This is a genomic window from Kitasatospora sp. NPDC048365, assembly GCF_043200835.1.
Classification (GTDB): Bacteria; Actinomycetota; Actinomycetes; order Streptomycetales; family Streptomycetaceae; genus Kitasatospora; species Kitasatospora terrestris.
Genome location: NZ_JBICYJ010000022.1, coordinates 96,739 through 123,432 on the forward strand (window position 1 = coordinate 96,739; position 26,694 = coordinate 123,432).

General features: G+C 75.9%; 17 protein-coding genes. 2 read left to right on the plus strand and 15 right to left on the minus strand.

Annotated elements, in window-relative coordinates:
• The first annotated feature begins 152 nt into the window (after positions 1-152).
• Positions 153-1,985, plus strand: a complete 1,833-nt coding sequence (locus ACGFX4_RS22790; RefSeq protein WP_393077341.1) for a protein kinase — start codon at positions 153-155, stop codon at positions 1,983-1,985.
• A gap of 120 nt (positions 1,986-2,105) precedes the next feature.
• Here ACGFX4_RS22790 and ACGFX4_RS22795 read toward each other — a convergent pair whose 3' ends face one another.
• The 10 genes from ACGFX4_RS22795 to ACGFX4_RS22840 form a co-directional block, all read right to left on the minus strand.
• On the minus strand, positions 2,106-4,070 hold the full coding sequence (locus tag ACGFX4_RS22795; protein WP_393077344.1) for a hypothetical protein: 1,965 nt from the start codon (positions 4,068-4,070) through the stop codon (positions 2,106-2,108).
• Positions 4,067-7,924 (minus strand): DUF5682 family protein, encoded by a 3,858-nt coding sequence (locus ACGFX4_RS22800; RefSeq protein ID WP_393077347.1) that lies wholly within the window; start codon positions 7,922-7,924, stop codon positions 4,067-4,069. The genes ACGFX4_RS22795 and ACGFX4_RS22800 overlap by 4 nt, the downstream gene beginning before the upstream one ends.
• Complete coding sequence (locus ACGFX4_RS22805; RefSeq protein ID WP_393077350.1) at positions 7,921-9,102, minus strand: AAA family ATPase; 1,182 nt, start codon at positions 9,100-9,102, stop codon at positions 7,921-7,923. Before ACGFX4_RS22805 ends, ACGFX4_RS22800 begins: the two co-directional genes overlap by 4 nt.
• A gap of 40 nt (positions 9,103-9,142) precedes the next feature.
• Positions 9,143-14,047, minus strand: a complete 4,905-nt coding sequence (locus ACGFX4_RS22810) for a DNA-binding protein (RefSeq protein ID WP_393077353.1) — start codon at positions 14,045-14,047, stop codon at positions 9,143-9,145.
• Positions 14,044-14,910 carry a DUF4132 domain-containing protein gene (locus ACGFX4_RS22815; protein WP_393077447.1) on the minus strand — a complete coding sequence of 289 codons (867 nt, stop codon included), beginning with the start codon at positions 14,908-14,910 and terminating at the stop codon, positions 14,044-14,046. Before ACGFX4_RS22815 ends, ACGFX4_RS22810 begins: the two co-directional genes overlap by 4 nt.
• A 307-nt stretch (positions 14,911-15,217) precedes the next feature.
• Complete coding sequence (locus ACGFX4_RS22820) at positions 15,218-15,589, minus strand: hypothetical protein (protein ID WP_393077356.1); 372 nt, start codon at positions 15,587-15,589, stop codon at positions 15,218-15,220.
• 33 nt (positions 15,590-15,622) lie between these two features.
• Entirely contained in the window at positions 15,623-17,047 is a 1,425-nt protein-coding gene (locus tag ACGFX4_RS22825) for a dihydrolipoyl dehydrogenase family protein (protein ID WP_393077359.1), read from the minus strand.
• 227 nt (positions 17,048-17,274) lie between these two features.
• Positions 17,275-17,991 (minus strand): hypothetical protein, encoded by a 717-nt coding sequence (locus ACGFX4_RS22830; RefSeq protein WP_393077362.1) that lies wholly within the window; start codon positions 17,989-17,991, stop codon positions 17,275-17,277.
• The gene (locus ACGFX4_RS22835) at positions 17,988-19,190 is read right to left on the minus strand and encodes an NAD(P)/FAD-dependent oxidoreductase (protein WP_393077365.1); all 1,203 of its coding nucleotides are present in this window, start codon (positions 19,188-19,190) and stop codon (positions 17,988-17,990) included. Before ACGFX4_RS22835 ends, ACGFX4_RS22830 begins: the two co-directional genes overlap by 4 nt.
• Positions 19,190-21,130 carry a LodA/GoxA family CTQ-dependent oxidase gene (locus ACGFX4_RS22840; RefSeq protein ID WP_393077368.1) on the minus strand — a complete coding sequence of 647 codons (1,941 nt, stop codon included), beginning with the start codon at positions 21,128-21,130 and terminating at the stop codon, positions 19,190-19,192. The genes ACGFX4_RS22835 and ACGFX4_RS22840 overlap by 1 nt, the downstream gene beginning before the upstream one ends.
• A gap of 456 nt (positions 21,131-21,586) precedes the next feature.
• Between ACGFX4_RS22840 and ACGFX4_RS22845 the strand changes: the two genes are divergently transcribed.
• On the plus strand, positions 21,587-21,781 hold the full coding sequence (locus tag ACGFX4_RS22845) for a hypothetical protein (protein ID WP_393077371.1): 195 nt from the start codon (positions 21,587-21,589) through the stop codon (positions 21,779-21,781).
• Positions 21,782-22,086: 305 nt separating this feature from the next.
• Here ACGFX4_RS22845 and ACGFX4_RS22850 read toward each other — a convergent pair whose 3' ends face one another.
• From ACGFX4_RS22850 to ACGFX4_RS22870, 5 genes are all read right to left on the minus strand, one after another.
• A complete protein-coding gene (locus ACGFX4_RS22850; RefSeq protein WP_393077374.1) occupies positions 22,087-22,479 on the minus strand; it encodes a hypothetical protein in 393 nt (130 codons plus the stop codon).
• A gap of 244 nt (positions 22,480-22,723) precedes the next feature.
• On the minus strand, positions 22,724-23,716 hold the full coding sequence (locus tag ACGFX4_RS22855) for an RNA ligase family protein (protein ID WP_393077377.1): 993 nt from the start codon (positions 23,714-23,716) through the stop codon (positions 22,724-22,726).
• A 253-nt stretch (positions 23,717-23,969) separates the two neighbouring features.
• On the minus strand, positions 23,970-24,362 hold the full coding sequence (locus ACGFX4_RS22860) for an MTH938/NDUFAF3 family protein (RefSeq protein ID WP_393077380.1): 393 nt from the start codon (positions 24,360-24,362) through the stop codon (positions 23,970-23,972).
• Positions 24,359-24,880, minus strand: a complete 522-nt coding sequence (locus ACGFX4_RS22865; RefSeq protein WP_393077383.1) for a hypothetical protein — start codon at positions 24,878-24,880, stop codon at positions 24,359-24,361. The genes ACGFX4_RS22860 and ACGFX4_RS22865 overlap by 4 nt, the downstream gene beginning before the upstream one ends.
• A gap of 120 nt (positions 24,881-25,000) precedes the next feature.
• Positions 25,001-26,545 (minus strand): PucR family transcriptional regulator, encoded by a 1,545-nt coding sequence (locus ACGFX4_RS22870; protein ID WP_393077385.1) that lies wholly within the window; start codon positions 26,543-26,545, stop codon positions 25,001-25,003.
• Positions 26,546-26,694 lie beyond the last annotated feature (149 nt).

Consider the following 26,694-nt stretch of genomic DNA (forward strand, 5'->3'; position numbering starts at 1 on the left):
AGGGCCGGGCCCGTCGGGTGTGCCACTGCACTCTGTTGCAGAGCTGGTACCCCGGCGGGCCCGGCTGCTTGTTCGTGATCTGGCAGACTGGCCGCGCCAATTGACGTTGTGTCGATAACAGGTAACAGGCAACGGGTCGCGGGGAGTCGGGGATGCGGGGTCGGGGGACCGTGCTCGGTGGGCGCTACACGCTCGTCGAGCGGGTCGGCAGCGGAGGTATGGGCGACGTCTGGCGGGCCGACGACGGCGTGCTGAAGCGGCAGGTCGCCGTCAAGATCATGCAGCCCGGGATGATCGAGGAGCGCAGCTTCACCGAGCGCTTCCGCCGCGAGGCGCGAGTGCTGGCCGCGATCGAGCACCCGGGCATCGTCCGCGTCCACGACTACGCCGAACCGGCCGAGGACGACGAGGACTCCGACACCCGGGTCGCCTACCTGGTGATGGAGTTCATCGAGGGCCGCCCGCTGCACCAGGTGCTCGCCGCCGAGGGCCCGCTGGTTCCCGGCCGGGCGCTCGGCATCGTCGCCGACGCCCTGGACGCGCTGCACGCCGCCCACCAGCTCAACATCGTGCACCGTGACGTCAAACCGTCCAACCTGATGCTGCGCGAGGACGGCGGCGTCACCGTCACCGACTTCGGCATCGCCGCCGCGATGGCCGGCACGAAGATCACCACCACCAACTCCGTGCTCGGCACCGCCCTGTACATCGCCCCCGAGCAGGCCGACGGCAAGGCCGCCACCCCGCAGTGCGACCTGTACTCGATCGGCGTGGTCTGCTTCGAACTGCTCACCGGTCAACTGCCGTTCACCGGCGACTCGGTGCTGGAGGTGGTGCTCAAGCACATCCAGCAGCCCCCGCCGCAGCTGAACGACGGCTTCCCGAAGGCCGTCCGGGACTTCGTCGCCACCGCGCTCGCCAAGGACCCCGCCGAGCGCTTCCCCGACGCCGCCGCGATGGCCACCGCCGCCCGCGCGGCCGCCGCCGGACCCGGCGCGGGCGTCGCCGTCCCCGAACCGACCGTGTTCGCCACCGTGCCCGCCCCGCGACCCCAACCGGCCCCGGACGCCGAGGCGACCGCGGCCGGTGGGCGCGAACGGCGGCGCAGCCGGCTGCTCGTCCCGATCGTGATCCCGGTGGTGATCACCACCGGCGTGGGCACCGCCCTGCTGATCCAGCAGGCCCCCTGGCAGTCCAACGCCCAGGGCGGCGGCCCGCACACCTCTGCCTCGGCCTCCGCCCCGCTCACCCCCGGCTCCGCGAGCGCGACGGGCGGCAGCGGCACGCCGTCCGCGGCGGCGGACACCGGCAGCCCCTCGGCCGCGCCCGGCCAGCCGTCGGGCAGCCCGGCACCCGAGCAGGGCGCCGCCGGCGGAGCGGGCACGGGCACGGGCGCGGGCACGGGCACGGGCGCGGGTACGGGCACCGGTGCGGGTACGGGAGCGGGTACGGGAGCCGGGTCCGGCGGTGGGGCGAGCGGCGGCAGCGCGGGCACCGGGACCACCCGGCCGCCTGCCACCACCCCCGCCCCCCAGCAGACCACGACGAGCCCGGCCCAGGGCACCCCGCCGCAGGGCTGCGGCGGCAGCAGCTGGGGGTACATCACCGGCGTCGGCAGCGGGAAGCGGCTGGGCCTTGCCGCCGACTCGCTGGCGGGCGGCACGGGCACCCTGATGGACCGCAACACCGGCTACGGCTGGGCCCGTTCGGCCCCCGACCCGGGCGGCTGGTACACCCTCTACCCGTGCAGCCTGAGCAAGCCGCCGCTGGAGCAGACCAATGACGGAGGCGTCCGGCTCAAGGACGGCTTCAGCGTGCTGACCAACTGGTCGATCGTCACCGCCCCCACCCAGGGCGCCGTCTACCTCCGCGACTACATGGGCTCGACCTGCCTCACCGACAACGGCGCGGGCAAGGCCCCGACCATGCAGACCTGCACGCCGGGCAACACGTACCAGCAGTGGTACGTCCCGAAGTCCGGCTGACCCGCCGTCACCGCAGCCGCCGGGTCGGCGCGGCCGGCCCGGCGGCAGCGCCCGGCAGGAGCAGCCGGCCCGCGTTGCGGACCGGCGGCCCCGCCGGGCTCACCCGTCGGGCGGAGCCGGTCAGGCGCCCTCGACGTGAGCGGCGGCGGAGTCGCCGAGCCCGTCGCCCGTGTGCCAGCTGGCCCGGACCAACTCCCGCTCGGCCGCGGTCAGGTGGACCGCCGCCGCCAGCCAGCACTCGGCGTACCGGTCGGCGTCGGCGTCGCCCAGCCGGCCGAACACGTCCCGCTGCCGCCGGTCCGCCTCCGCCGCCAGCGCGCCGGTCAGTTCGGCCGCCGTCCGGAAGCCGGTCCGCCTCAGCGCGGCGTCGTCGGTCCGGGCGCCGCCGCTGCGCTGCGCCTCGGCGACCGCGCGCCGCCCACCGGCGACCGCGAGCTCCACCTGGCGCCGCAGGCGCCACAGCGGCGAGTCCCGCAGCAGGTCCGCACCGGCCGCCGCGAGCAGCGGCCCGTCCCCGGTCGCGGCGGGGAAGTTCGCGCCCTGGAGCAGCTGGTACCCGAGGTCCGCGCGGCCCTTCCACTCCGGCGGCAGCCGCAGCGTGTCCTCCGCGTCGGGCATCGGAGCCACCACCAGCGGACGCAGCGTCGCCGCCCGGTCCGGGTCGACCCGGCCGAGCACCCGCACCCGCAGCCCCGGGTGTTCCGCCAGCCGCGCCAGGTTGGCGGCGTGCGCCAGCTCGGGGTGGCCGTTCGCCGCGACCAGCCGGACCAGCGGGCCGCGTGCCCCGCCGGTGGCGGGGTCCAGCTCCCGGGCCAGCACGCTGTCCCGGTCGGCGCCCAGGAGCACCAGGTCGCAGCCGACCGGCCGGCGCGAATCCTCGCTGAGCTCCGGATCCGCGAGCACGCCGTCCGCCAGCCGCTCCGCCGCCGCCTGCGCCAGCGGACGGGCGAACACCGCCGCCAACGGCCCCGTACCCCACTCCAGGCCCGCGATCGGATTGGCCCGCACACCCCGGCCGGAGCCCAGCCGGCCGTCCGCCGACACGGTCGCGCCGGAGACCAGCAGACCGCCCCGGGAGAGCTGCTCGTGGTCGAGCGCCGCCGCGCCCACCGACACCGGCGCGGTGCCGGCCGCCCGGGCCCGGGACGGCCCGCCCGGCTTGACGTCCGAAACCGACACCCAGCGGCCGTCCTCGGTCACCAGGTACGTCACCACACCGCCGTACCCCGTCGCGGAGAGCACCGGCTCCCGGAACACGCCCTGCACCCGCAGCGCGCCCCCCGGCTTGTACGCCCGCCGTGCCGTGCCCAGCACCGACCGGTCGGCCGGACCGGACCGCAACAGCGCGGTGATCAGCAGGAGTTCGCGCAGCGACGCGGCCAGATCGGCCGTCCGGTGGCTGCTGTACCGGGCGCGGGCGCTGCGCAGCCCGCGCACCACGCGCAGCGCCGCCGCCTCCGCCCGGTGCAGGTCCGCCAGGCGGGCGGTGTGCGCCGCCCGCAGCAGCTCCGCCTGCGGGACCGCCCCGGCCGCCGGTACCCCCGCGGCGAGGACCGCTGCGGCCGCCGCCCACAGCTCGGCGGCGGCCCGCCGCTGGGCGGGCGTCGGCTCGACCGGCTCCGGCCGGGCGGGTTCGCCCGGTACCGGGGACGGCTCGGACAGCGCTTCGGACAGCGCTTCGGACGGGGCCTCGGACCCGGCGGCGGGTCCGGTGGCGGCCCGGGCGGTGGCCTGGCCGGCGGGTTCGGCGTCGGCCGGAGCCGCCGGGGCCGCGGCCGGCGGGTCGGCGAGCGGGCAGCAGCCCAGGACCGCCGCCCGGTGCAGGCAGCGCGGCGCGAGCAGACAGCTGCACCGGGCCTGCCCGTCCTCGCCGACCGTGCCGTCCGGCCCCGGCACCAGGACCACCACGGCGTCCTCGCCGCACTGCACCGCGACACCGTCGCCGTCCGGCGCGGGCAGCACCGGCAGCGCCGCGTACTGCTCCACCGCCGCGTCCAGCTTCTTGCGCAGCCGGGACGTCAGGGACTCCACCGCGGTCGCCAGCACCTCCGGTGCGACGGGCGGCAGTTCAACAACGTCGGTCATCGGGGCTCTCCGCGGAGACGGTCGCCGACCCAGCGGGCGAGGGCGAGAGGACTGAGCGCGGCCACCGGCATCCCGGCCGCCACCAACTGCCGGGCCACCGGCACCGAGTAGCGCGGCGCACCGGCGTCGTCCAGCGCGGCGCAGCCCATCAGGTGCACCCCCGACGACGCCAGCGCCCGGACCTCGCCGAGCAGCCCGCCCAGCGGGTAGCCCTCCTCGAAGTCGCTGACCACCACCATCAGCGTGCGACTCGGCACGGTCACCAGCGAACGGGCGTGGGCCAGCGCGCCGGCGATGTGCGTACCGCCGCCCACCTTCACCTCCAGCAGCAGCGACAGCGGATCCGACACCCGCTCCGTCAGATCGGCGACCTGCGTGGAGAACGCCAGGAAGTGCGTCGACAGGGTCGGCACCCCGCCCAGCACCGCCGCCGTCAGCGCCGACCAGATCACCGACGCCTCCATCGAGCCGGAGACGTCGACCACCAGGATCAGCCGCCAGTCCGCCTCCCGGCGGGAACGGGTGCTGAACACCGGCTGCTCCGGCACGACGACTGTCCGGCCGTCCTCCAGCCGCCGGGTGTGCGCCAGGTTCGCCCGCAGCGTGCGCGGCAGGTCGATCCGGCCACCCGGACGTCGGGTCGGCCGCGGCGTCGCCAGACCCGTCAACGCCGGCCGCAGCCGGGTCGCCAGCTCCCGCGCCAGCTCGTCGACCAGCCGCCGCACCAGCGGACGCAGCCGGGCCAACTGGTGCTCCGGCATGCCACCCGCCAGGTTCAGCACCGAGGTCAGCAGCTCCACCGACGGGCGGACGGACGCCGGGTCCAGCTCCGCCAGCACATCGGTACGGCCCGCATCGGCCGCCGCCGCCAGCACCTCCTCCCGGACGTCCGCGCCGAACAGCGCCTCCAGCTCCGCCGACCACTCGCGGGCCGTCGGGAACGACGCCTCCTGGCCGCCACCACTGCCCGACCCGCCGGTCAGATCGCCGGCACCCTCGCCGCGACCCGCGCCGTACAGCTCGTCCAGCGCGTGCGCGTAGCGGCGGGCGTGCTCGGGCAGCCGCTCCGGCTCCCGGCCGAGCAGCAGCCGCCACCGGTCCGCCGGCGCAAGCCGCGAAGCGGCCCCGTCGGGGGCGGCATCGGCCGAGGGCCGGTCGGCCACGGGCTGCGCCGGGTTCGGTACGGAATCCGCTGCCGCCCCGTCCTGCGCGGGCAACGCCGTGTCGGCCGCGTCCGGCGCCGGGACGGCGCTGCCGCTGTGCGCCCCGTCGGGGGCGGCATCGGCCGAGGGGTGAGCCGGGCGACCGGCCGACGAACCGTCGGAACCTGCGAGGGCTCCGCCGGGGGCGTCGGCCGCCGACAGCTGCGCCGTGGTGCCCGGGAGGCCGGGGAGGCCGAGGGCGGTGAGGGCGGCGGCTGCGGCGGTGTCGGCGGCCGTCCAGAGGGCGAGCAGGGCGGGCGGCGCGGCGAGGGTCAGGTCGGGCCGCTCGCCGAGGCGTTCGGCGACGGTGTCCAGCAGGCGGCCGCGCCCGGCCGGGCTGAGCGCGTCGAACCCGGCCCGCAGGGCGGGCAGCCGCTCCAGGAAGCCCCCGTCCGGGAGGGCGTCGATCCGTCCCAGCAGTGGGCCGAGCGCGTCCGGCGCGTACTGCAGCAGCGGGCCGCCGGCCGTGAGCAGGCCGGTCAGCAGCCGGGCCAGCCGGAGCCGTCCGGCGGCGTCCGCCGCCGCGTCGACCCAGCCGGCGGCGCGGGTGCCCAGCCGGTCCGCGGTGTCCAGGTCGAGCAGGACCCGGGAGGCGAGCGCGGCGCCCTGGATCAGCGGCGAGCCGGTACGGGCGAGGCCGTCGAGGGCGTCGTCCATCCGCAGGCCGAGCCGGTGGTCGCCGGCCCGGGTGGCGAGCGCCACCAGCGCGGCGGCGTCGGACGCCTCCTCGCTGCCGGCGAGGCCGGGCAGGGCCCGGACCGCGGCGTCCAGCAGGACGGCCGCGAGCTCGCCGGCCCGCTCCCGGGACCGCTCGGTGGTGCCGGGCAGGTGGGCGCGCCGCAGCGCCTCCAACAGCTCCAGCGCGTCGAGGAGTTCGGGCAGCGTGGCGGAGGCGGGCAGCAGCTGCCCGGCCTCGTCGAGCCGCTCGGCGACCAGGGCCGGGAGGTCGCAGCGGGCGGCGGCGCGCAGCCCGTCCAGCGCCTGGGCGCAGGTCGGACCGCCGTCCGCGGCCTGGCGGCGGGCGGTCTCCCGCAGGGTGCCGGCGGCGGCGAGTTCGGCGGTGACGCCCCGGACGCCGGCCAGGTCCAGGCGGGCGGTGGCGGACGGCGTCCACGCCATCCGCCAGCGGGTGGTCAGCGCGGAGCCGTCCCCGGTACCGGACACGTCGATCGGCGTGCCGTAGCCGACGCCGCAGACCGTGAGGCGCTGCAGCAGCACCTCGCGGCGGCCGTCCAGCGCGGAGCGCAGCGGGTCCAGCCGCAGTTCGCGGGAGTCCGGGTCGTCCGGGCAGGGCAGCCGCAGCTCGGCCAACTCCGCCTCCACGGACGGGCCGAGGCCCGAGCGGGGGGTGCCCGGGGCGAGGCGGCCGCGGTCGGCGCCGACCAGGACGGTCTCCAGCGCACGGGCGAGGGCGCGGCCGCGGCCGAGCGGTTCGCCCTGGCCGAGCACGCTGGTCACGGCCTCCAGCAGCTCACCGCGGCCGGGGGCGGGCAGACCGCGGAGCCGGGCGAGGTCGCCCGCCAGCCGCAGCGTCTCGGCGGCCTCGCCGGTGCCGGCCGGGTGGCCGGCACCGCGCAGCTCGCGGCACACGTCGGTGATCGCCCGCGCGGCGGCCTCGTACACCCGCCCCGGGTCGCCCTGCGCGGTGAGCACGGCCTGCTGCCAGCGCGGGTCGCGGATCCCGGCGGGATACCCGGACCGGGCGTCGAGCAGGTCGAAGGTGTAGGGCACGAGCGAGGTCACCGGCCCGTCCTCGCCGGCGGGTACGTCGAGCAGCCCGACCGGCACGGCGCCCGGCTCCGCCTGCGGCCCCCCGTCGGCGGTCGCGAGGTCGGCCGAGGCCGTGTCCGCAACCGTCGCCGGTGAGCTGCCGGTGCCCGCCTCCGTTCCGGCGGACGAGGTGTCCGGCCGGGCGGGTGGTACGGCCAGCGCCGGGGCGTGGAAGGAGCCGATGACGGCGGTGACGCGGCGGCCGCCGGTGGCGGCGTGGGCGATCACCTCGCGCATGCGGGCCTCGCGGGCGAGGTCGCCGGCGGGGACGCCGCCGCGGGCGGCGGCGTCCTGGCGGAGGGCCCAGCCGACGGCGAGCGCGGCGCGGCGGACCGCGTCGGGCGTGCTGCCGGGGGCCCGCACCTCGACGGAGCGGTCCCACAGGTCGTCGCCGTCGCGGCCGGTGCCGGCGGACTGGAGGCCGTCGGCGTAGGTCGGGCCTGCGCGGTGGTCGGTCGGGTCGGAGCCGGCGTGCCAGCCCTTGTCGCCGAGCGGCAGGTCGCAGCAGAGCACCTCGACACCGTGCTCGCGCGCCCAGCGGATCGCGGCGAGTTCGGGCGAGAAGTCGGCGAACGGGTAGAAGCCGAGCCGTCCGTCCCGGTCGGCACCGGCGAGGGCGACGGGGGCGACGGTGCCGGGGTCGGCGAGGTGGGGGAGCCAGTGCTGGAAGTCGGCCGGCAGCTCGACGCAGACGACCTGCGGGTCGGCGGCGTCGAGCAGTTCGGGCAGGACGGCGGCCAGCGCGGGGCTGTGGTGGCGGACGCCGATCAGGTGGGGCCGGGTGGAGGCGGCGAGCGCCTCCACCGCGTCCCGCGGGTCGGCGACCGCGGCCGTGTCGGCGCCGTCCGGAACGGCGGCGGGGGAGGGGGCGGGAGCGGTCAACGAAGGTTCTCCCGCAGGTCCCAGAGGCGGCGCCACATCGCGGAGCCGTCCTCGGCGCGGCGTCGCACCGGGCCGTCCCAGTAGCCGAGCAGGCGGCCGTGGTCGGCGGGGTCGTCCTTGCGGACGGCGCCGAGCAGGTGGCCGGGGACGAGGTCGAGGACGTCGCCGCCGGGCAGGTAGGCGCGGGCGAGGCCGAGCGAGGCGGCGACGTGCACGGCCTCGGCGGTGGACATCACGGTGCCGGGCCGCTCGACGTCCCAGCCCTCGGCGGAGCGGCCGGTGCGCAGGTCGCGGAAGACGGTGACGAGGACGTCGAGCACCGCGTCGTCGACGCCGAAGGCGGCTCCGGCGCGCTGGACGGCGGCGGTGGCCTGGGTGCGGACCAGGGTGGTCTCGGCGTCGGCGTCGGCGATCGGGTGGACGGTCTCGAAGTTGAAGCGCCGCTTGAGGGCGGCGGACATCTCGGAGACGCCGCGGTCGCGGAGGTTGGCGGTGGCGATGACGGTGAAGCCGGGGACGGCGGCCACGGTGGCGTCGGGGGTGCCGGCGAGTTCGGGGACGCTGACCCGGCGGTCGGACAGGATGGACACCAGCGCGTCCTGCACCTCGGGCAGGCAGCGGGTGACCTCTTCGATCCGGGCGACCCGGCCGGTGCGCATCGCGGTCATCACGGGGGAGGCGACCAGGGCCTGCGGGGTGGGGCCCTGGGCGAGCAGCAGCGCGTAGTTCCAGCCGTAGCGGAAGGCGTCCTCGGTGGTGCCGGCGGTGCCCTGCACGGTGAGTTCGCTGGTGCCGCTGACGGCGGCGGAGAGCAGCTCGGAGAGCATCGACTTGGCGGTGCCGGGTTCGCCGACGAGCAGCAGGCCGCGTTCGCCGGCGAGGGTGACGACGCAGCGTTCGACGAGGGCGCGCTCGCCGACGAACTTCGGCGCGATGACCAGCTTGGCGGGCAGCGCGCCGTCCTTGCGCCGCTTGGGCGGCAGGGTGAGGGCGGTGCCGTCGCTGCCGCAGACGAAGGTGACGACGGCGCTCGGGGTGAGTGCCCAGCCGGGCGGGCGGGGGCCCTCGTCGTGGGCGGCGAGGAAGGCGAGTTCCAGGTCGTGGCGCTCCTCGGCCGGCAGGATCTGCCGGGCCTGCGGGGCGGCCTGGTCGGCGGCCTGGTCGGTGGTGGGGCTCATGCGTGGGTCCTCTGTGACGGTCGGACGGTCGGACGGGGGGTCAGCGGCGGCGGCCGCGGCGGGCCTTGGGCGCCTTGAGTTCCTCGAAGCGCGGCAGGTCGCCGTCGAGCAGCCGCTGCCAGGCGCGCCGGTAGAGCGCGGCCGCGGGTTCGGCGGGCAGCAGCACGCCGAGGGCGTCGCCGCCGTCGCTGAGCAGCGGGAGCTTCCAGGTCTCCAGCGGCAGGCGCGGGCTGCGCTGCTCGCTCCAGCCGCCGGGCAGGAAGAGCGTCCGGCCGGCGCGGGTGCGGGCGGCCTGGACGACCAGGTCGGTGGCGGCGAGTTCGGCGCGGGCGGCCTTGAGGCGGGCGGGCCGCCAGCCGGTCCAGCGGGCGGTGTTGCGGTCGGTCGGGTCGGGCTGGGCGAGCAGCATCAGGTAGAGCGTGGCGGCGTCCGCGCCGAGGCCGTGCTTCTCGCTCGCGGCGGCGACCAGGTCGGGCGCCGAGCGGGACGGGTCCTGCGGCCACCAGGTGCCGTCCTGGCCGCGCTCGCCGGCGGCGGGGTCGCCGGGGTCGGCGAGCAGGGCCTCGAACCCGGCGGAGCGGACCGCCCGGAGCGCGGCCTCGGCCGGGAACAGCGCGGCGGGGTTGGCGCGCAGCGCGGGCAGGTACGGGTCCTCGCCGGCCGCGTCGAGCAGCGCGGTGCGGATGCCGGGGGCGGGCTGGAGGTCGTGGGTGGCCATGATGACCGCGCCGTACCGCTCGTAGCCCTCGGTGACCTCGGTCGGGGTGCCGGCGACCTTGCGGAAGTCGGTCAGGCTGACGTAGCTGCCGAGGTCGAGCAGCAGGTCGGGGTGGGCGAGCCGGTCGCGGACGGCGGCCAGCGCGGCGGGCAGCGAGGCGCGCAGCGGGTCGCCGGCGGGCAGCCGGTGGGCGAGCCAGCCGACCATCGCGACCGTGCCGACCAGGGTGGCCGCGGTGAAGCCGGGGCGGTTCTCGACCGGCACGCACCGGTCGCCGCGCACGGTCCACTCCAGGTCCTCGGTCAGCTCGGGCGCGCCGGCCGGGTCGAGGACGGCGCCGAGCAGTTCGCGGGCCTGCCGGCCGGTGCGGACCGCGCGGACCGCCTCGGCGAGCAGCGCCTCCGGGACGGCGATCCGCCGGCCGACCGTCTCGTTCCAGACCTGGGCGGCAGCGGCCACGTCCGGGCCCTCGGTCCACAGCAGGGCCGGGTCGGCGGGCAGCAGGGCGGCGAGCAGCGCGCGGCGGGTCGGGGCGCCGAGCGCGCGCAGCTCGTCCTTGGCGAGGGCGGCGTCGGCGACCTTGACCCCGAGCAGCTTGCGGGTCTCGGCGGGCAGGAAGCTGCGCTCCCAGGCGTCGATGTTCGGCAGACCGGCCGTCACCAGGGCGGCCAGCGTGGTGGTGACGCCGGTGAGCTGGGCGAAGCGCTCGGCGGCCTCGGGGAGCCACGGCGCGGGCTCCCGGCCGTCGCCGTACGCGAGCAGCGCGGCCGCCCGGTCGTCGGCCATGGCGCCGTCGAGCGGCTCGCGGGACTGCAGGGTGTACGGCGCGGGCACCTCGAAGCGGCCGGACGGGTCGTGCAGCAGCGCGGTGGAGGTGGTGTCGCCGTTGGCGGCCACGGCCGAGTCGACGAAGAGCAGGAAGGCCCCGTCGCCGAGCGGCAGCAGCGCGTCGCGGTCGCCCCAGCGGGTCGAGCCGTCCGGCCCGGCCAGGTGGCGGGCCTCGACGTGCAGCCGCACACGCTGCCAGCGGGCGGCGCCCGCCGCGGTGGTGAGACCGATCCCGGCCAGCACCTCGAACAGGCCGCGGACGGCCTCCCGGTCCTCCGCCGGAGCGGTGGCGGACACGGCGCGCAGTGCCATGGCGGCGGGCAGGACGGGCAGCACCTGCCAGTCGATCCGCTCGCTGGGCAGCTCGGCGGCGTCCAGGTGGAGCGCGCCGGGCGCGGCGGCCTCGGCCTCCGGGTCGGCGGCGCGGGCCAGGAAGCGCACCTGCTCGGCGGCGTACCGGCCCTGCTGGTTGTACCAGCGGGAGAGCGCACCGAGGCCGCTGAGCGCGGACTGCAGCTCCGCGTCGCCGGGGCCGGGGGCCTCCTCGACCGGCTCGGCGCCACCCGACAGCTCCAGCTCCAGCCGTTCGGCGACCGCGGCGAGCCGCTGCTGCGGGACCGTCGCGTAGCGCAGCAGCCCGGCGACACCAGCCACCAGGCCGTCCGCGGTGACCTCGGGCAGCACGGCGCGGACGGCGGCCAGCAGCTCCTCGGGGCGCTGCTGGTCGGCCGCGGCGGCGGCCTGCATCAGCTTGCCCGCGGTGGCGTCGTCGATCCGGCGCAGCGCCGCGGAACCCTCCGGGTCGCGGGCCTGGAGGAGGTGCCAGAAGCGCAGCGGCGGCAGGATCGGGGTGCCCTCGGCGAACACGCCGGGCTTGTCGTCGGTGCGGGCGGTGGCGGTGGTGACGCCGTCGGCGTCGACCAGCTTGATGCTGTACGTGCCGTCCTGGACCACCGTCACCGGGCGGTCGGCGCCCGGGAAGTCGACGATCCGCACCGGCCGGCCCTGGCCCTCGGCCAGGGTGACGCTGCGTCCGGCGAGGTCCTCGCCGCGGTGCGAGCCGTCCGGCAGCGCCACGGTGCGCCAGCCCAGCACGCCGTCGACCGGCACCCCGGCGGGGGCGGGCACGGCGCCGGGCGCGGGCATCACCCAGCCCGAGGACAGGCTGCTCCCGGCGGGGGCGCCGCGCAGCGCGTCCGCGAGGAAGGCCGGCTCGCTGACGCGGCCCACCGTGTTGCTCGCCGGGTCGTACTCCATCCAGGTGTACGGGTCGTCGCCGCCCGGGTCGGCCCACACCCAGAAGGAGCGGCCGTCGCTGATCACGGTGCGCTCGGAGGGCAGCGCGGTGTCCCCGGCGTGCACCACACCGTGGCCGCCGGTGCAGCCGCCGCCCGCGAGCGGGAGGCTGTGGCTGGTCATCGAACCCAGCCAGGTGGTGCGGGTGCCGCGCCGCGCGGTGCTCTCCGGCATGGTGAACACCCGGTCGGCGTCGGTGTGCCAGTAGCCCATGCAGCGGTGGTTGTTGGCCCGCGAGACCCACTGCACCAGCAGCGAGCCGTCCACGTGGTGGAAGCCCAGGTCGTTGCCGTTGTCCCCGGCGGGGATCCGCAGGTCGTGGCTGAGCACGGTGCCCTCGGCGCCGATCACCCGGACCTGCGAGGGGCCGGCCGCGATCAGGTGCGGCCAGGCGTCGGCGACGACGATCTCGTCGACCTTCGGCCGCGGCACCAGCTCGCTCGCCGCCTCCTCCCAGGCGGGCCAGGCCAGTTCGTCCAGCAGACCGGCCCGCAGGGCGCGCGCCAGCACCGGCGCGACCTCGGTCGCCGCGGCGGCCCGCACCTCGTCCTCGGCGAGCACCAGCACCTCGCCGGGCAGCCAGCCCAGCCGGTTGAACGCCCCCGACAGCTCCGGCAGGCCCGCGGCCAGCGGCTCCCGGGCGACCCGCGCCATCCACTCGGCCAGCAGCGGACGCCCGCCGGGCGACTCCACCAACACCTTCAGGGCCTGCCGGCCCGACGGGTCGTCGGAGAACCGGTTCGCGCCCTGCCGGAACGCCGACCGGAACCGCGGATCGGCCGCCAGCGCCACCAGGTCGCGCCGCTCCTCCTCCTGCGCCCACTGCTCCAGCCGCAGCGCCTCGTGCTCCGCCGGGTCGGTCACCGGCACGCCCAGCGCCAGCAGCAGGTCCATCAGGTCGACGTCGGAGCCGGCGAACTTCACGGCCGTAGCGGCCGCCTCGTGCTCCGCCCGCAGCCGCCCGGCAGACCGCTCCACCAGCGAGTACAGCGCCGGGATGTGCGCCGAGCCCCAGCGCTCGCCGCGCCAGGCCTGGAACCGGGCGAACCAGCCGGCCACCCCGTCCGACGGGCCGCCCTCCGCGCCGTCGTACAGCGCGGCCGAGGCACCCGACTCCTCCAGCAGCTCCACCCAGGAGCCGGGCATCGAGTTGTCGTACGAGGACGGCATCACCTCCAGCAGCCGCCTGCTGGTCTCCTCGTCACGCCGCGCCAGCGCCACCAGCGCCCCGCGGTGCTTCTGCCACCAGCCCGCGCCCGCCCGCAGCGTCGCCGGCAGGGTCAACAGCTCCGCCAGGTAGTCGCCCTCGGCCGCCTCCGGATCCGCGCCCGCCGCCTTCGCCAGACGCCGCAGGTCCGTCGCCATCACCGGCGACGGCTCCAGACCGCCCGCCGTACGGCGCACGCACAGCCGCCGGAACCGCTCGAATGCCTCCGCCGCCGGCACCCGGGCACTCAGCTCCTTGGCGTACCCCGACAGCACCTTCACCGGCAGCGCACCCGCCAGCGCGAACTCCAGGAACACCCCGTCCAGCCGCTGCTCGTCCAGCGGCAGGCCGTGCTGCGCCTCCGCCCGGCGGGCCCGGGCGAACAGCTGCGCCGCGAACTGGGCGTTCTCCGCGGCCAGGAACACCCGACCGGCCTGCTCGTAGAAGGTCGGCAGGAAGTGCGGCACCGCCGCCGCCAGCCGCTCGCCGAGCTGCTGGTACGCCTCCATCGCCATCTTCGGCTTGGAGACCGCCTGCTTGGCGACCCGCTCCAGCTCCGGCACGATGCCCAGCGCGTGGTGGCCGTCCTCTGGGTGGTGCGCCAGCACCCACTCCGGGAAGCCCAGCGCCTGCCGCAGGCCCAGACCCACCTCGACCGGCTCCGCCGCCGGCACCAGGCCCAGGAAACCGGCCGCCTGGTCCTCCGCGACACCCAGCTCGCCGGGCACCAGCCGGACCACCACCCGGTCCTCCAGGGCGGGGTGGCGGTAGCTGCGGGCGGTCAGCGCCACCGCGCGCTCACCCGCGCCCCGGGTGCCCGGCGCCAGCACCGCACCGGCCAGCAGCAGCTCGTCCGCCTGGTTGCCCGTCATCATGTCCTCGTTCCCGGTGCTCACGCGTTCTTCCCCTCCTCGACCGTGCGGCCGGCGTGCAGTGCGGCGGCCATCCGCATCCCCTCGGACCAGGCCACCGGCCCGACCTCGCGCAGCGCCAGCTGCCGTCCCTCGGCGTCCCGCCAGCACAGTGCGCCGGTCTCCGAATCGCCGTCCCAGTACGGCTCGCCGATCCACACCGCCGGCTCCACCGTCCGCCCGCCGTCCCGCACCCGGGTCGTTGCGTAACCGCCCGACACCTTGTAGCCCAGCGAGGTCGCCCGGGCCGCCAGCCGGAACCGCGACGGGAACCGCCCGCCCGCGAAATCCTTGACCTCGGTGTCCTTCTCCGGCAGCTCCGCCGGCCGCAGCCAGGTCGCCCGGTGGATCTGGTCCACCCCCTGGACGACACCCAACTCCGCCGCGAACTCCCGCAGTTCGTCCAGATCCTCGAGCAGCACCGGATGCGGCAGGGTCACCACCGCGGGGGAGATGCGCACCGTCTCGCCGTCCAGGTCGACCAGCCGCAGCTCGCCGTCCGGCGTCGCGTCGCGCAGGAAACCCACCTCGTCCTCGCCGTCACCGACGACCACCAGGTCGCGCAACGCCGCCTGCCACGCCTCGTCCGGCCACACCCGGGCCAGCAGACCGGTCGGCACCGGCAGCGAGGACACCATCCACGCGTCCACCTGCTCCCGGCAGGACGCGGCGTGACGGTCCAGCCACTCCGCGAACCGGCGCAGCCGGTCCGTCTCCGGATGCTCCCGCACCGCCTTCGGCAGCGTCTTCAACTGCCGCCCCGCCGAACGCCCGGCCGTCGCACGCGCCGTCACCCGGCCCTCCACCAGGGCGACCTCGTACCCGTCGCCCGCCGCCACCCAGCCCATAACGGTCCCCACATCCTGCGCCACACGTCTCGGAACCACCGCGACAGACCGGGGGAGAATCCACCCCGTTCGCCGGTGATGTCGGAAACCTAGCGCCACCCGCGGACAACCACCCTGCCGCGCCCCCGGCCCACCCCACTCCCACCCCGGCTCCTACCGCCGCACGCCCCCGCTCCGCACGCCTCGTCGCTGCACGCACCAACGCCGTTCCCGCGCACGGACACCAACCGCTGTGGCGTACATCACGCCGCCCCGCCGTCGGCGGCCTCCGTGCCGAAGGCGGCGACGTACCGGTGGACGGTCCCGGCTACGCGGACCGGGCCACGTTCGATTCCTGGACCGCCCGCGTGGCGGCGCGCAGGAGCTCGCCGGAGACCGTCAGGTGCGAGCGCGCCTCCTCAGGGCTGTTCGCCTGCTGCGCCAGGTACAGACTCCGGTGGTAGGTGCGCGCCGTCCCGGGAAACCTTTCGATCTCGACCGTCGTGGCCCAGTGCACCAGGAAGGCGCGGACAGGCGTGAGGCTGTCGAGCTCGGCGGCCCGGTCGAACGCGGTCTCCAGGTCCGCCTGCATCCGCGGCAGGAGGTTCGGCGCCACGACCGCCAGGGCGGCCTTCAGCGCTGCAGGAGTCCTCGGCGGCCTGGGGACGAGTTCCTCACCGCGGTTCGCTGCTGTGCCCACCATGTCCTCCGTGGGTGCCGTGGCCGGTCGCGGTCAGCCGCGGTAGGTCTCCAGGAGGCGGAGCCAGACCTCGCTGATGGTGGGGAAGGCGGGGACGGCGTGCCAGAGACGGGCGAGCGGGACCTCGGCGGTGACGGCGACGGTGGCGGAGTGGAGGAGCTCGGCGACGCCGGGGCCGACGAAGGTGACGCCGAGCAGGATCTCCCGGTCGAGGTCGACGACGGCCCGGGCGCGGCCCCGGTAGCCGTCGGCGTGCAGGCCCGCCCCCGCCACGTTGCCGAGGTCGTAGTCGACCGCCCGGACCCGCCGGCCGGCTGCCTCCGCCTCGGCGAGGGTGAGGCCGACCGCGGCGACCTCCGGGTCGGCGAACACCACCTGCGGGACGGCCGCGAGGTCCGCGGTGGCCACGCTGCGGCCCCACGGCGCGAGGTCGAGCTCCCGGCCGGCGGCCCGGTCGGCGATCACGGCGCCGAAGATCCGGCCCTGGTACTTGCCCTGATGGGTGAGGAGCGCCCGGTGGTTGACGTCGCCCGCGGCGTACAGCCAGCCGCCGGGCACGCCGGTGGCCAGCCCGGTGTCGTCCACCTCGATCCAGCCGCCGGGCTCCAGGCCGACGCTCTCCAGCCCGAGGTCACCGGTGGCGGGCCGCCGGCCGGTGGCGAACAGCACCTCGTCGGACCGCAGTTCACCGCCATCGCCGAGGTCCAGGACCAGCTCCCCGGCCCGCTCCACCCCGCCCACCGACACCCCGAACCGCACGTCCACCCCGGCGTCGGCCAGCGCCTCGGCGACCAGCTCGCCCGCGAACGGCTCCATCCGCGGCAGCAGCCCCGCACCGCGGACCAGCACCGTCACCCGGCTGCCCAGCCCGGCCCAGGCGGTGGCCATCTCCACGGCGACCACCCCGCCGCCTACCACCGCCAGCCGCCCGGGCACCTCATGGGCGCTGGTCGCCTCCCGGCTGGTCCACACCCCGGCCGCGCCGAGCCCGGGCAGCGGGGGCAGCGCGGCCGTCGTCCCGGTGCAGACCGCGACGGCATGACGCGCGGTCAACACCCGCCGCTCCCCGTCCCGGCCCTCCACCACGACCCGGCGCTCGCCGTCGAGCCGCCCGTGCCCCCGGACCAGCTCGATCCCGACGGACGCCAGCCAGTCGGCCTGCCCGTCGTCCTTCCAGTCCCCGACGAAGGAGTCCCGGCGCCGCAGCACCGCCTCCGCGTCGATCGCCCCGCGCACCGACTCCCCCGCGCCGGGCAGCCGCCGCGCCTCACGCAACGCCGCAGGCGGACGCAGCAACGCCTTGCTCGGCACACACGCCCAGTACGAGCACTCGCCGCCCACCAACTGGTGCTCGACCAGGGCGACACTCAGCCCGCCGGCCTTCGCCCGGTCGGCCAGGTTCTCCCCGGTCGGCCCGCCGCCGACCACCACCAGGTCGAACTCCCCGCTCGCACCCATCGTCCGCACACCCCTCGTCGTCCCGTCCCGGCAGCCCGACCGTACGGCCCGCCCGCCGCACCACGCCACCGACGCGCCCGCCGGGCGCGTCGACGGCGACGAAGACCAACGCGTGGCCGTTCCCACTCACCGGCGCGGGGTCGTCCGGAAATTGTCAGAATCACGAGCATGCGTGACCGTCTTCGGCAGACCCCCGCTCGCGCGGGGAGGGGGGCGAGCGCCCGGGTTCAGGCGTTGAGGGTGGTGATGTTCCACCACCGCTCGTCGCCGAGGTCGAGGGTGATGGGCTCCGGTTCGCCGGTGGTGCGGTGCAGCAGTGCGTCGTAGCTGCGGGCGGGCAGGGGGCGGGTGGTCCAGGGCAGGCCGTCGTGGCCGTTGTCGGGGACGGCGGGGATGCTCAGTTCGGGGGCAGCTGCCAGGTCGGCCTGGGTGACCCCGTCCGGTACCTGTGGCAGGGTGATGATCTGCTCGAAGTGCGGGCGCTGGACCAGGCGGTGGGTCAGGTGGGCCTCCCCGCCCTTGCCGAACAGCAGGTAGGTGAGGTGGGCCGGGAACGGCTCGTCGCTGAAGCGGCGGAAGGTGAGTACCCGCCGGATCCGCGCGGTGAAGCCGCCCGAGATGGGCTCCCAGATCCGGTCCTCGCCGTTGCCGGTCTGGGTGACCCGGTCCAGCCGGGCCGGGTACTCGGTCACCGAGCCGTCGCCGATCGGCGGGAGCACCATGTTCTCGGTGTTGCGTACCGCGTGCCAGCTGGCGGGTCGGTCGGCCTGGTCCTTGAGGTAGATGTCGACGATGTCGGTGGGCAGGTCGTACTCGACGAGTACCTGGTAGCGGTGTTCGGCCATGCCGAACATGGCGAGGTGGTGACCGAAGACGGTGTCCTTGCCGGCCAGGATGAAGGAGTGGACCGAGGGGTCCTCGTGGTCGTCGTGGCGGGTGGTCATGTCGGTTCCTTCCGTGGGGGTTTCTGCGGGGGTGGTGAGAGGAGGCGGCGCCGTCGCCAGAACGGCCGCTCGCTCCAGCGGCCCTCCGCGGCGTACACCGCGTGGTGGTTGCGCCGGTAGGCGGCCAGGACTGCGGCCACGGCGCCGTGGTAGGCGTCGAGTGCGTCCGGGTCGCCCCCGAGGTGGGCGTGGACGGCGGCTGCCCCGGTCGTACCGGTGTGCAGAGCGGTGAGGATGCCCTGCGAGGAGACCGGGTCGAAGGCGGCGACGGCGTCCCCGACGGCGGTCCAGCCCGGACCGCTGGGCCGGTCCAGGTGGGCGGAGTGGGCGGGAGCCCGGCGTGGGCGGCCCGGGCCCGCGGGCGGATGGACGGCGGCCCGGGCCGCGATGTGCCCGGTGGCGGCCAGCAGCCGCAGGAAGCCGTCCCGGGTGCGCAGTTCGGGTGGCGCGAGGTCGGTGTCGGTGAAGTACGCGACCAGGCGCCGACCGCCCGGGAGCAGGGCGGTGTACCACCAGCCGTCCTCGACGGCCTCCACCAGCGAGGAGCTCTCGCCGGGGCGGCCGCGTGGGTCGGGGTCGAGTTCCAGGCAGGTGGCGAACAGCCGGTCGGGCGGGTGCCCCTCCGCCGGGCCGGCCGCGGCCGGCCCGTGTTCGGTTCGGGCGTCGCGGGCCCGGACGGCGGAGACCACCGCCCGGCGGCGTCCGGTGGCCTCCACCAGCCAGTCGCAGTGGACGGTGCGCTCCGCCGCCGGTCCGCTCAGGGCGACCAGCCAGCCGCCGTCCGGGTGGCGGTCGACCGGGCGGACCGCCGTGCGGGCGGCGGCCTCGGCACCGGCGGCGGCGGCCGCCTCGCGCAGCCGCCGGTCGAAGCGCGCCCGGTCCAGGTGCCAGCCCGGCCCGTTCGGGTCACGGATGAAGTCCGTGCCGTGCAGGCCGGGCGAGCCCCACGACGACAGGTTGGCGTAGCAGGACAGGTGCCCGGTGGCGAGCGGGAGGTCACCGGCGCCGAGGTCGCGCAGCAGCACCCGGGCCACCGAGGGGAGGGCCTCGCCGACCTTGGGCGGCCCGCTTCCGGTGTCGGCGAGCAGGACCCGCCGCCCCGCCCGGGCCAAGGTGAGCGCGGCGGCGGCCCCAGCCGGACCGCCGCCCGCGACCACCACGTCGTAGTGGCCGTCCCGGCCGGTGCGGCGGGTCGTCATCAGGCGTCGTCGCGGTGGCGTGCGACCTTGTCCAGGTATCCGGCGGTGACCTCGTCGGCGGTGTAGCCGCTGACCGTGATCGCCTGCTCGATGGCGGCCGTGGCGACCGCCGGGTCGGCAGCCTGCGGGACGTGGAGGGTGACCAGGTTCTGGGTGTGCGGTACGCCCGTCAGATCGATGGACGGCGTGGACTCGACCTGGATCCGCTCGGGGAAGCCCGGCGCGCCCTCGCGGACCTCGACGATCCCCAGCCGGAACCAGTCGTCGATCATCTGGTTGAGCTGCTCGTGGTTCTGTCCGCGCAGCCCGCGCAGCCACACCGCCCGGCGCTCGAAGGCCTCCTCCCGCTCGGCGGGCGGTCGACCCTGGTCCATGACGATCCGGTAGTCGTCCTCGGTGAGCACGTGGTTGGGCACCCGGGCGGGCCAGAAGCTCGGCAGGTAGGGGTCGTGCCGGGGGTTGAGGGCCAGCTCGTAGCCGGATCGGCAGCTGGCGGTGTCGGTCTGCCAGGGCACGGCCATCCAGCGGGTGAGCGCGCCCGGGGGCTGGGCGAAGAGCGGCCCGTTCACCGACAGCGCCTCCTGCGGGGTGAGCACCGTGCCGTACGAGGGCTCGGGCTGGTCGGAGGGCCGGTGACGGATCCGGAAAGGCGCCATGTACATCGTGGCGTGCCGGATCGGCCAGGTGACCTCGCAGCCCGGGTGAAAGGCGTCGGCCAGGCAGAAGTCCAGGGCAGCGCGGTCCAGCGCGCCCGGCCGCTCGCCCAGCGGCAGGTCGTCGAGGTCCCGCGGCGGTGGCACGGAGCCCACGGAGGCCCAGTCGTCCTCGAACTCGCCCTGCGCCCACAGCTGGAACATCTTGTACTGGGTGGGGGACAGGGCCATGTGCTGGAGCGCGGTGCGCGGCGGCACGGTCATGCCGTCCCCGTACAGCCACGGCCACGGGACCGGCGAGGTGCCGTCGGTGGCGAAGTCCCGCAGCGCGTCGAAGACCACCTGGCGCAGCGGGCGGCGGTCCCGGCCGGCGTCGCTGAGCCGGGCGAGCAGCTCCGGGGTGAAGGAGTGACCCGCGCCGCCGTGGCCGAAGTGGGCCGCGAACCCCTGGTTCACCCACTGGTGCTCGTCGAAACGGCGCAGCACCGGGGCAATGTCCCGGGCGAAGGAGACCCGCCCGGGGAAGGGCAGCGTGCCGTTGGAGACGAACACGTCGAACAGCAGGTCGTAGAGGGTGCGAATGCCCTTGAGCGCCGGTGCGTAGTTCGGCGGGGCGACCACCACCCAGGCGGGATCGACCGGGATCTCGCGGCCGCCGAGGGTGACGCTCGCGGTGACGGGGCCGTCACCGGTGTCGTCGTGCCAACCGTCGTTGTTGGCAAAAGTGGTGACCGGTCGGCCGTCCCAGGAAGCGGAAGCACCGAAGCCGCCGAGGACCACCAGACGGCCCGCCTCGTCGGTGCGCAGCTCGCCGAGGTAGACCTCCTTGCCCATGAACATGCCGTTGCGGAACTGGTAGTCGGGGCCGGCAGTGCTGCGCCCGGTGATCGCGATCGGGCCCGCGTCGATGACCAGGTCCTTGCGGCGGTCCCCGGTGATGTCCGCGTTGCGCAGCGCGGACGGCTTGGCGAGCGCCGCGTCCGGGATGTCCAGCGCGAGCTGGAACTGGTACCAGGCGGCCTTCTGGTTCGCCAGGTGCGTCGTCCAGCGGATGTCGGCGTTGTCGGCGGTGAGTTCGGCGACGGCCTCGCCCTGCGCGTTGTAGCCGTAGATCCGGAACCGGGCCGCCTCGCGTTTGATCGCGCCAGCGGCGTCCTTGTAGTAGCCGGGCTCCTGCGGCAGCGGGTCGGGAACCTCGGGCGCGAGGTAGTACTCCTCGGGAGCGTTCCCGACCCGGGCGAACCCGATGGCGGGGTGGATGGCTGCGCGGACGATTTCGTCGGACATCTGGCCTGCCTCCAGCGATGGTGATGGCGTGACCCCGCCCCGGAAGACGGTTTGTCTACGAAACGCTAGGGCAGGTGGGGGCTCCCCCATCGGACGGACACGATCAATCACTCTCGGGAGTGAACTCCTATGACAGGGCGATCGTCCTACGCAACACCGGTGAGGCGCGGTCTTCTGGCGCTGCGGCGCCGACTCGCCCAGCTGCCGTCCGATCGCGGCCGGGAAGCTGCGTGGGGCCACCCGGCACCCGCTGCACCGGCTGTCAAAAGGGCCACGTACGGCCGGACTTCCTTCCGTCTCCTGCGAATCCGCATCCTCGCCGAGCGCGACTGGGGAGGCCTGCCGCTACGGGCGGGAATGTGGGCCTCCGAGTGGGTGGGTGCCATCGGGAGGAGGTCGAGGTCGAACGGCCGGAGCAGTTCGAGCACCCGCCGACCGACCTGGGATGCCCCGAGGATGGCGACGGTGTGGCGGTGGTTGTCGGCGGCGCAGGGCGGCGGCCTGGCGGGTGTTGGCCTCGGACTCGGCGAGCGAGCGTTCGCCGCGCTGGGCGGTGCGCTGGGCCAGGTGGTCGAGGTGCCGTTCGAAGCGCTCGCGGTAGCGCTCGCGCATCCCGGCGATCTCCTCGGCGACCGCGCCGGAGCGCGGTGAGGGGGTAGGTGCCGGGGCGGCAACGGGCCGGACCGGCAGGGAGGTGTAGCCGGCGTCGACCAGGTGCTCGGCGGGCAGCAGGCCGCGCCGGGCCAGGCGGGTGTGGATGCCGGGCAGGACCTGGCTGTCGTGGGTGGTGCCGCGGTGGTGGCCACGTCCGTGATCACGTCGGGGCTGTTGGGAGCGCAGGTCTCCGTCAGATGGGCGGCGAAGCCCTTCCAGCTGATGATGTGTCCGTGCCTCGCACAGCGGGCTGAGGTGTCGTAGGGAGAGACGACCGCCCGGGATGAGGGTGGCAGCCCGGGTCAGCCGTCCTTCTCGGCGGTGGGCCGGCGCAGTCGGCCTGCGTGGTCACGGTGGTAGTTCTGCACCATGATCTGGCGCAGGGCCCGGGCGCGAGGGCCGGGGGCGCGGCCTGCTCGGTGCCGGTGGAGGTGTTCCAGCAGCCGGACGGCGTCGCTGCCGGTGGCGAGGATCCTGGTCGTGGGCTCGGTGGGGTTCTTGCCCAGGCGAACCGGCCGGCCGTAGCGGTGCCCCCACTCCTCATCGACCAGTTCGTCCAGCAGGTGGGGGGAGGTGCCGGCGACTTCTTCGAGTGCGGCGCGGACCGCCTCGGTGACCAGCTCCAGGCGGGTCAGGTCGCGCACCGCAGCCAGGACGTGGGTGGAGTCGGTGCGCTGCGTGGTGCGCTCGCGCACCAGTCCGGCCTCCGCGAGACGGGCCGGCGCGAGATCGAGGAGGCGATCCGCACGGTCGCCCATCGCGGGGGTACCAGTCGGCGAAGTCCTCGTCGCACCACAGCCCATCGCTCAATACCTGTGGATACGGCCGGGCCCGGGTGACTGCTGAACGGGGGTCGGTGGCAGGGGTCGTCGTGGCGTCGACTTCGTGGTGATTTCCGGAGTCGGCCGGAAGTGCTGTGCCACGAGCATCCACCTGTCCTTACGCGGTGCGCCCGGCGGCGTCGAGGCGGGCCAGGTCCAGGGCGGCCTGCCGCAGACAGGCGGCAAGGCCGGCCGCTTGTGCGGGAGAAAGGCCGCCCAGGCGGTCGGCGAGGTCCTCGACGGTGTCTCGGGCGATCTCAGCAGCGACCTTCGCCGGATCGGCCGTCGGGCCGAGCTTCGAGACAGCGGAGGCCGCCCGCGCCGGGGTCAGCAGTGCAACCGCCTGTTCGACCAGCCAGCCGGGCACGCCGGCCGCTCCGCCCGGCGGCGCGGTGTACGGGCGGGCACCCTGGTAGCGGGCGTCCTCGGCGAATCCCGCCTGCTTGACCTTGAGCAACGGCCTCCCTGCCGACACCGGCACGTCCTCGGTGGGCTTCAGCACGTACCCCTCGGCGAGGTTCTCCTCGAGCGGCGGCAGGCCGAACCCGTCGGGGACGCGGGTGGGGAAAGCCGCAGGCAGTTCCTGCATCCGCACCAGCGGGCCCTCCCCGAGCAGCGGCGCGCACCGCAACCCGGCCGCATCTGCGGCCCTGCGCAGCACCGCGTCACCGACCCACCACTGCTCCCCGCCGACGTTCACCACCGCGTCGTAGACCGACCAGTGCAGGCCGGGCGCGTACCAGACGCCGGTCTGGACGGTCGGGACGTTCCGCTCCGGCGGCACCGCCGGGTGCGGGTAGCGGCCGCCGAAGAGTTCGCCGTAGAGCACCACCGGCCCGGCTGTGCGGTACTCCTCGCGCAGTGCGGAGCCGATCCGGGTCGCGGCCACGGACAGGACGGGCCAGATCCGGGCGAGTCCGAAGAAGCCGTCCATCGCATCGCCGTCCAGCAGCCCACGCCGCTTGGCCGCCCGTACTGTGCCGTCTTCGCAGAGCAGGGCGAGGTGGGCGCCGTGCACCTTCTCGGTGGCCGTCCAGCGGCGGACGGCGGAGCGGCTGAGCGCCGCTCGCTCGGGGATCTTCGGATAGGGGGCGAAGCCACTCTCGGACATCCGCCGAGCATCCCTTCCGGGCACATCGGACGGCAACGGGATATTCCACGATTCCTTGTCCAGTCGAGCGTCGGGCTGCGGCGGTCTCCTCACACGAACCCGCGGCCCCGATCGGGTGTTCACGGAGGCCGTGAGCCGCTGCCCCCATTGCGTCCTGCTCCGTTCATTCGTTTGCTGCGCCGACCGGTCGGCTCGGGAGCTCCGGGCGATGGGGCATCGCCGGAAGGTGTCGGCAGATGACGGGGGGACAGGGTCAGCAGGTGGAGTGGAGCAGGGCGCCGGTGGGGCGGGTCCGGGCGAGGGTGTTGTAGAGCTCGACGGCTGCGCGGGTGTCGGCGAGGTGGTACTCGGTACCGGTGGTGGTGAGGAGGTCGAGGGTGGCCGGGTCGACCTGGAGGACGCGGTCGATGCCGAGGCTGAGGACGACCACGTCGGCGCCCCGGTCCAGTAGCTCCTGGACGTCGCCGGGCTGGATGCCCGGGGTGTGGCGGGTCCCGTGCACGTTCCAGTCCCAGGGGTGACCGCCGCCCGGGTAGAGCACGACGTCCTTGGCGGGGGCGAGGCCCTCGACCTCCGTGCGCCCCCACTCCAGGTGGGTGACCTGCGGGGAACGCAGCTTTCCTGTCGAGTCGTCAGTGTCGTTCATACGAGCGATTCTCGCAGTCCCGCTCGCGCTCCCACTCCTGCCGCGGCCCGGGGGCCGTGCAGCGGTTGTGGCAGGCTTCCGCCCACCGACTGGGAGGAGTGACGGTGATGCCGAGCGGTGCGTCTTCGTCGGACCTGGACTGGGATCCGGACGAGCACTTCCGGTTTGTACGTGTTGCAGGTGGGCTTTCGGCAGTAGTTCTGCACGATGATCCGGCGCAGGGCCTCTGCCTGCGGGCCGGTTCGGTAGCCCGCTCCGTGCTGGTGGAGGTGTTCCAGCAGGCGGCAGGCGTCCTCGCTGACGGCGAGGATCCCGGTCTTGGGCCGTGTGGGGTTCTTGCCCAGTCGGACCGGGCGGCCGTAGCGGCGCCCCCACTCCTCGTCGACCAGGCCGCTCAGCAGGTGCGAAGCGGTGCGGGCCGCTTCTTCCAGCGCGGCACGGACCGGCCGACTCGCCGACACCATGAACGGCATGCTCGACCGGTTCGAAGCCGCCGGGGTCCGCCAGCGCCGCTTCATCGCCGACGCCTCCCACGAGCTCCGCAGCCCCCTGACGGTCCTGCGCACCCAGCTCGAGGTCGCGCACACCCATCCCGACCCCGCCGGGTCCGGCACCGGTGGCGCGCCCGTGTTCCCTGCTCAGGCGGACGGGGGGCGTTCCCCCGGCAGGTGTCGCAGGGCGAACCACAGTTCCATCCGCACGTCCGCGTCGGACAGGTCGGTGCCCAGGAGCTCGCCGGTGCGGGCGATGCGCTGGCGGACGGTGTTCCGGTGGAGCTCCAGGGCGGCTGCGGTGCGGTCCCAGCTGCCGTGGTGGGCCAGCCAGGTGCGCAGCGTCTCCAGGAGGACCGCGGTACCCGGGGAAGTGGCGCCGGCCAGCGCGGCGAAGACCGTCTCGGCGTGCGCCCGGGCGTCCTCCTCGTCGACCAGGGCGTGCACGCTGAGCGCCTCGGCGCGCTGCCGGGCGGCGGGCAGGCCGGCGGCGAGCGCCCGGCGCAGGGCCCGTTCGGCGTGGGTCGCCGCGTGCGGGAGGCCGTCCGGACCGACCGGGGCGCTGATGCCGAGGGTCCAGCCCAGCCGCGCCGCCGCGTCCGGATCGGCCGGCCCCGGCCCGGCGACGAGGGCGAGCAGCGCGATGCCGGAGACGTCCAGGTAGGGCGTGCCGAGGGCGGTGCCGAGCGCGGCGAGCCGGACGGGGTCCGTCTCGGGCCCGGGGCGGTCGCGGCGGCCCCGCACCACCACCCAGCTGCCGCCGGGGTGGAGCAGTGCGGCGGCATCGGCGGGTGCGCCGCCGAGCAGCAGCCGCACCAGTGCCCCGGCGGTGCTGCTGTCCGTGCCGAGCGCGTGCCGGGGGCTGGTCAGCAGCGACAGCAGGACGGCGGCGACGCCGGTCACCGAGCGGTGCACGCCGGTGGGCGGCGCCTCGGCGGCGAGGCCGAGCGCGAGTCCGCCGGGCAGCGTGTGCACGGTCAGGTGCCGGCCGGCGGCGTGCTCGGCGGCCGCGGCGGGCGGGGCACCGGGGCCGCGGTCCGCGACCCGGGCGGTGGTCCGGGTGGCCAGCTCGCGCAGCTGCCGGGGCAGCGGTGCGCCGGGCCGGGCCCCCGCCGTGAACAGCTCCTGCCCGGCCGCGTCGAACAGTGCCGCCCAGGCCCCGAGCCGGGCGGCCAGCTGCTGCAGGACGGCGGGGAGCGGGTCCGGCCGGGCGGCGGCCGAGGCGAGCGCGGACTGCGCCTCGGACACCTCGCGCAGGTCCCGGCTGTTGGCCTCCGCCATGAACTGGTACGCGGCCCGGTTGACCGCCACGAACGGGGTGGCCGGCGGCACCCGCACCAGCGGCAGCCGGTGCCGCTCGCAGGCCTCGACCAGCACCGCGGGCACCTCGTCGTGCACGGGGGCGACCCCGAAGCCGAGCGCGGCGACGCCCGCCTCCACCACGCTGCGCACGTACGCGTCGACCGCCTCCGCGGTCGGCGGGAAGCGCACGCCGGCGGTGAGCAGCAGCTCGCCGCCGTACAGGTAGGGGGCGGGCTCGGGCAGCTCGGTGGTGCCGATGGTGCCGATCAGCCGGTCGTCGCGGGGCCCGGCGACCAGGGTCAGGCCGAGGCCCGGCGCGTCCAGTAGGACGGCCAGCGGCAGCACCGGGGTGCCCGGGGCCGGGGCGTGCGGAACGCGCGGCTGGGACAACCCCGACTCCCTCCGATGGATGGTTCGTCCATCGAAAGTATAGAGAATGGGCAGATCCGCCACTTCAGCCCGTCTGCCTGGGCGTCTACGGTCTCAGCACGGGTCGACGTACGGTCGGTAGGACCGCCGACGGCCCGCCCGTCCCCCTT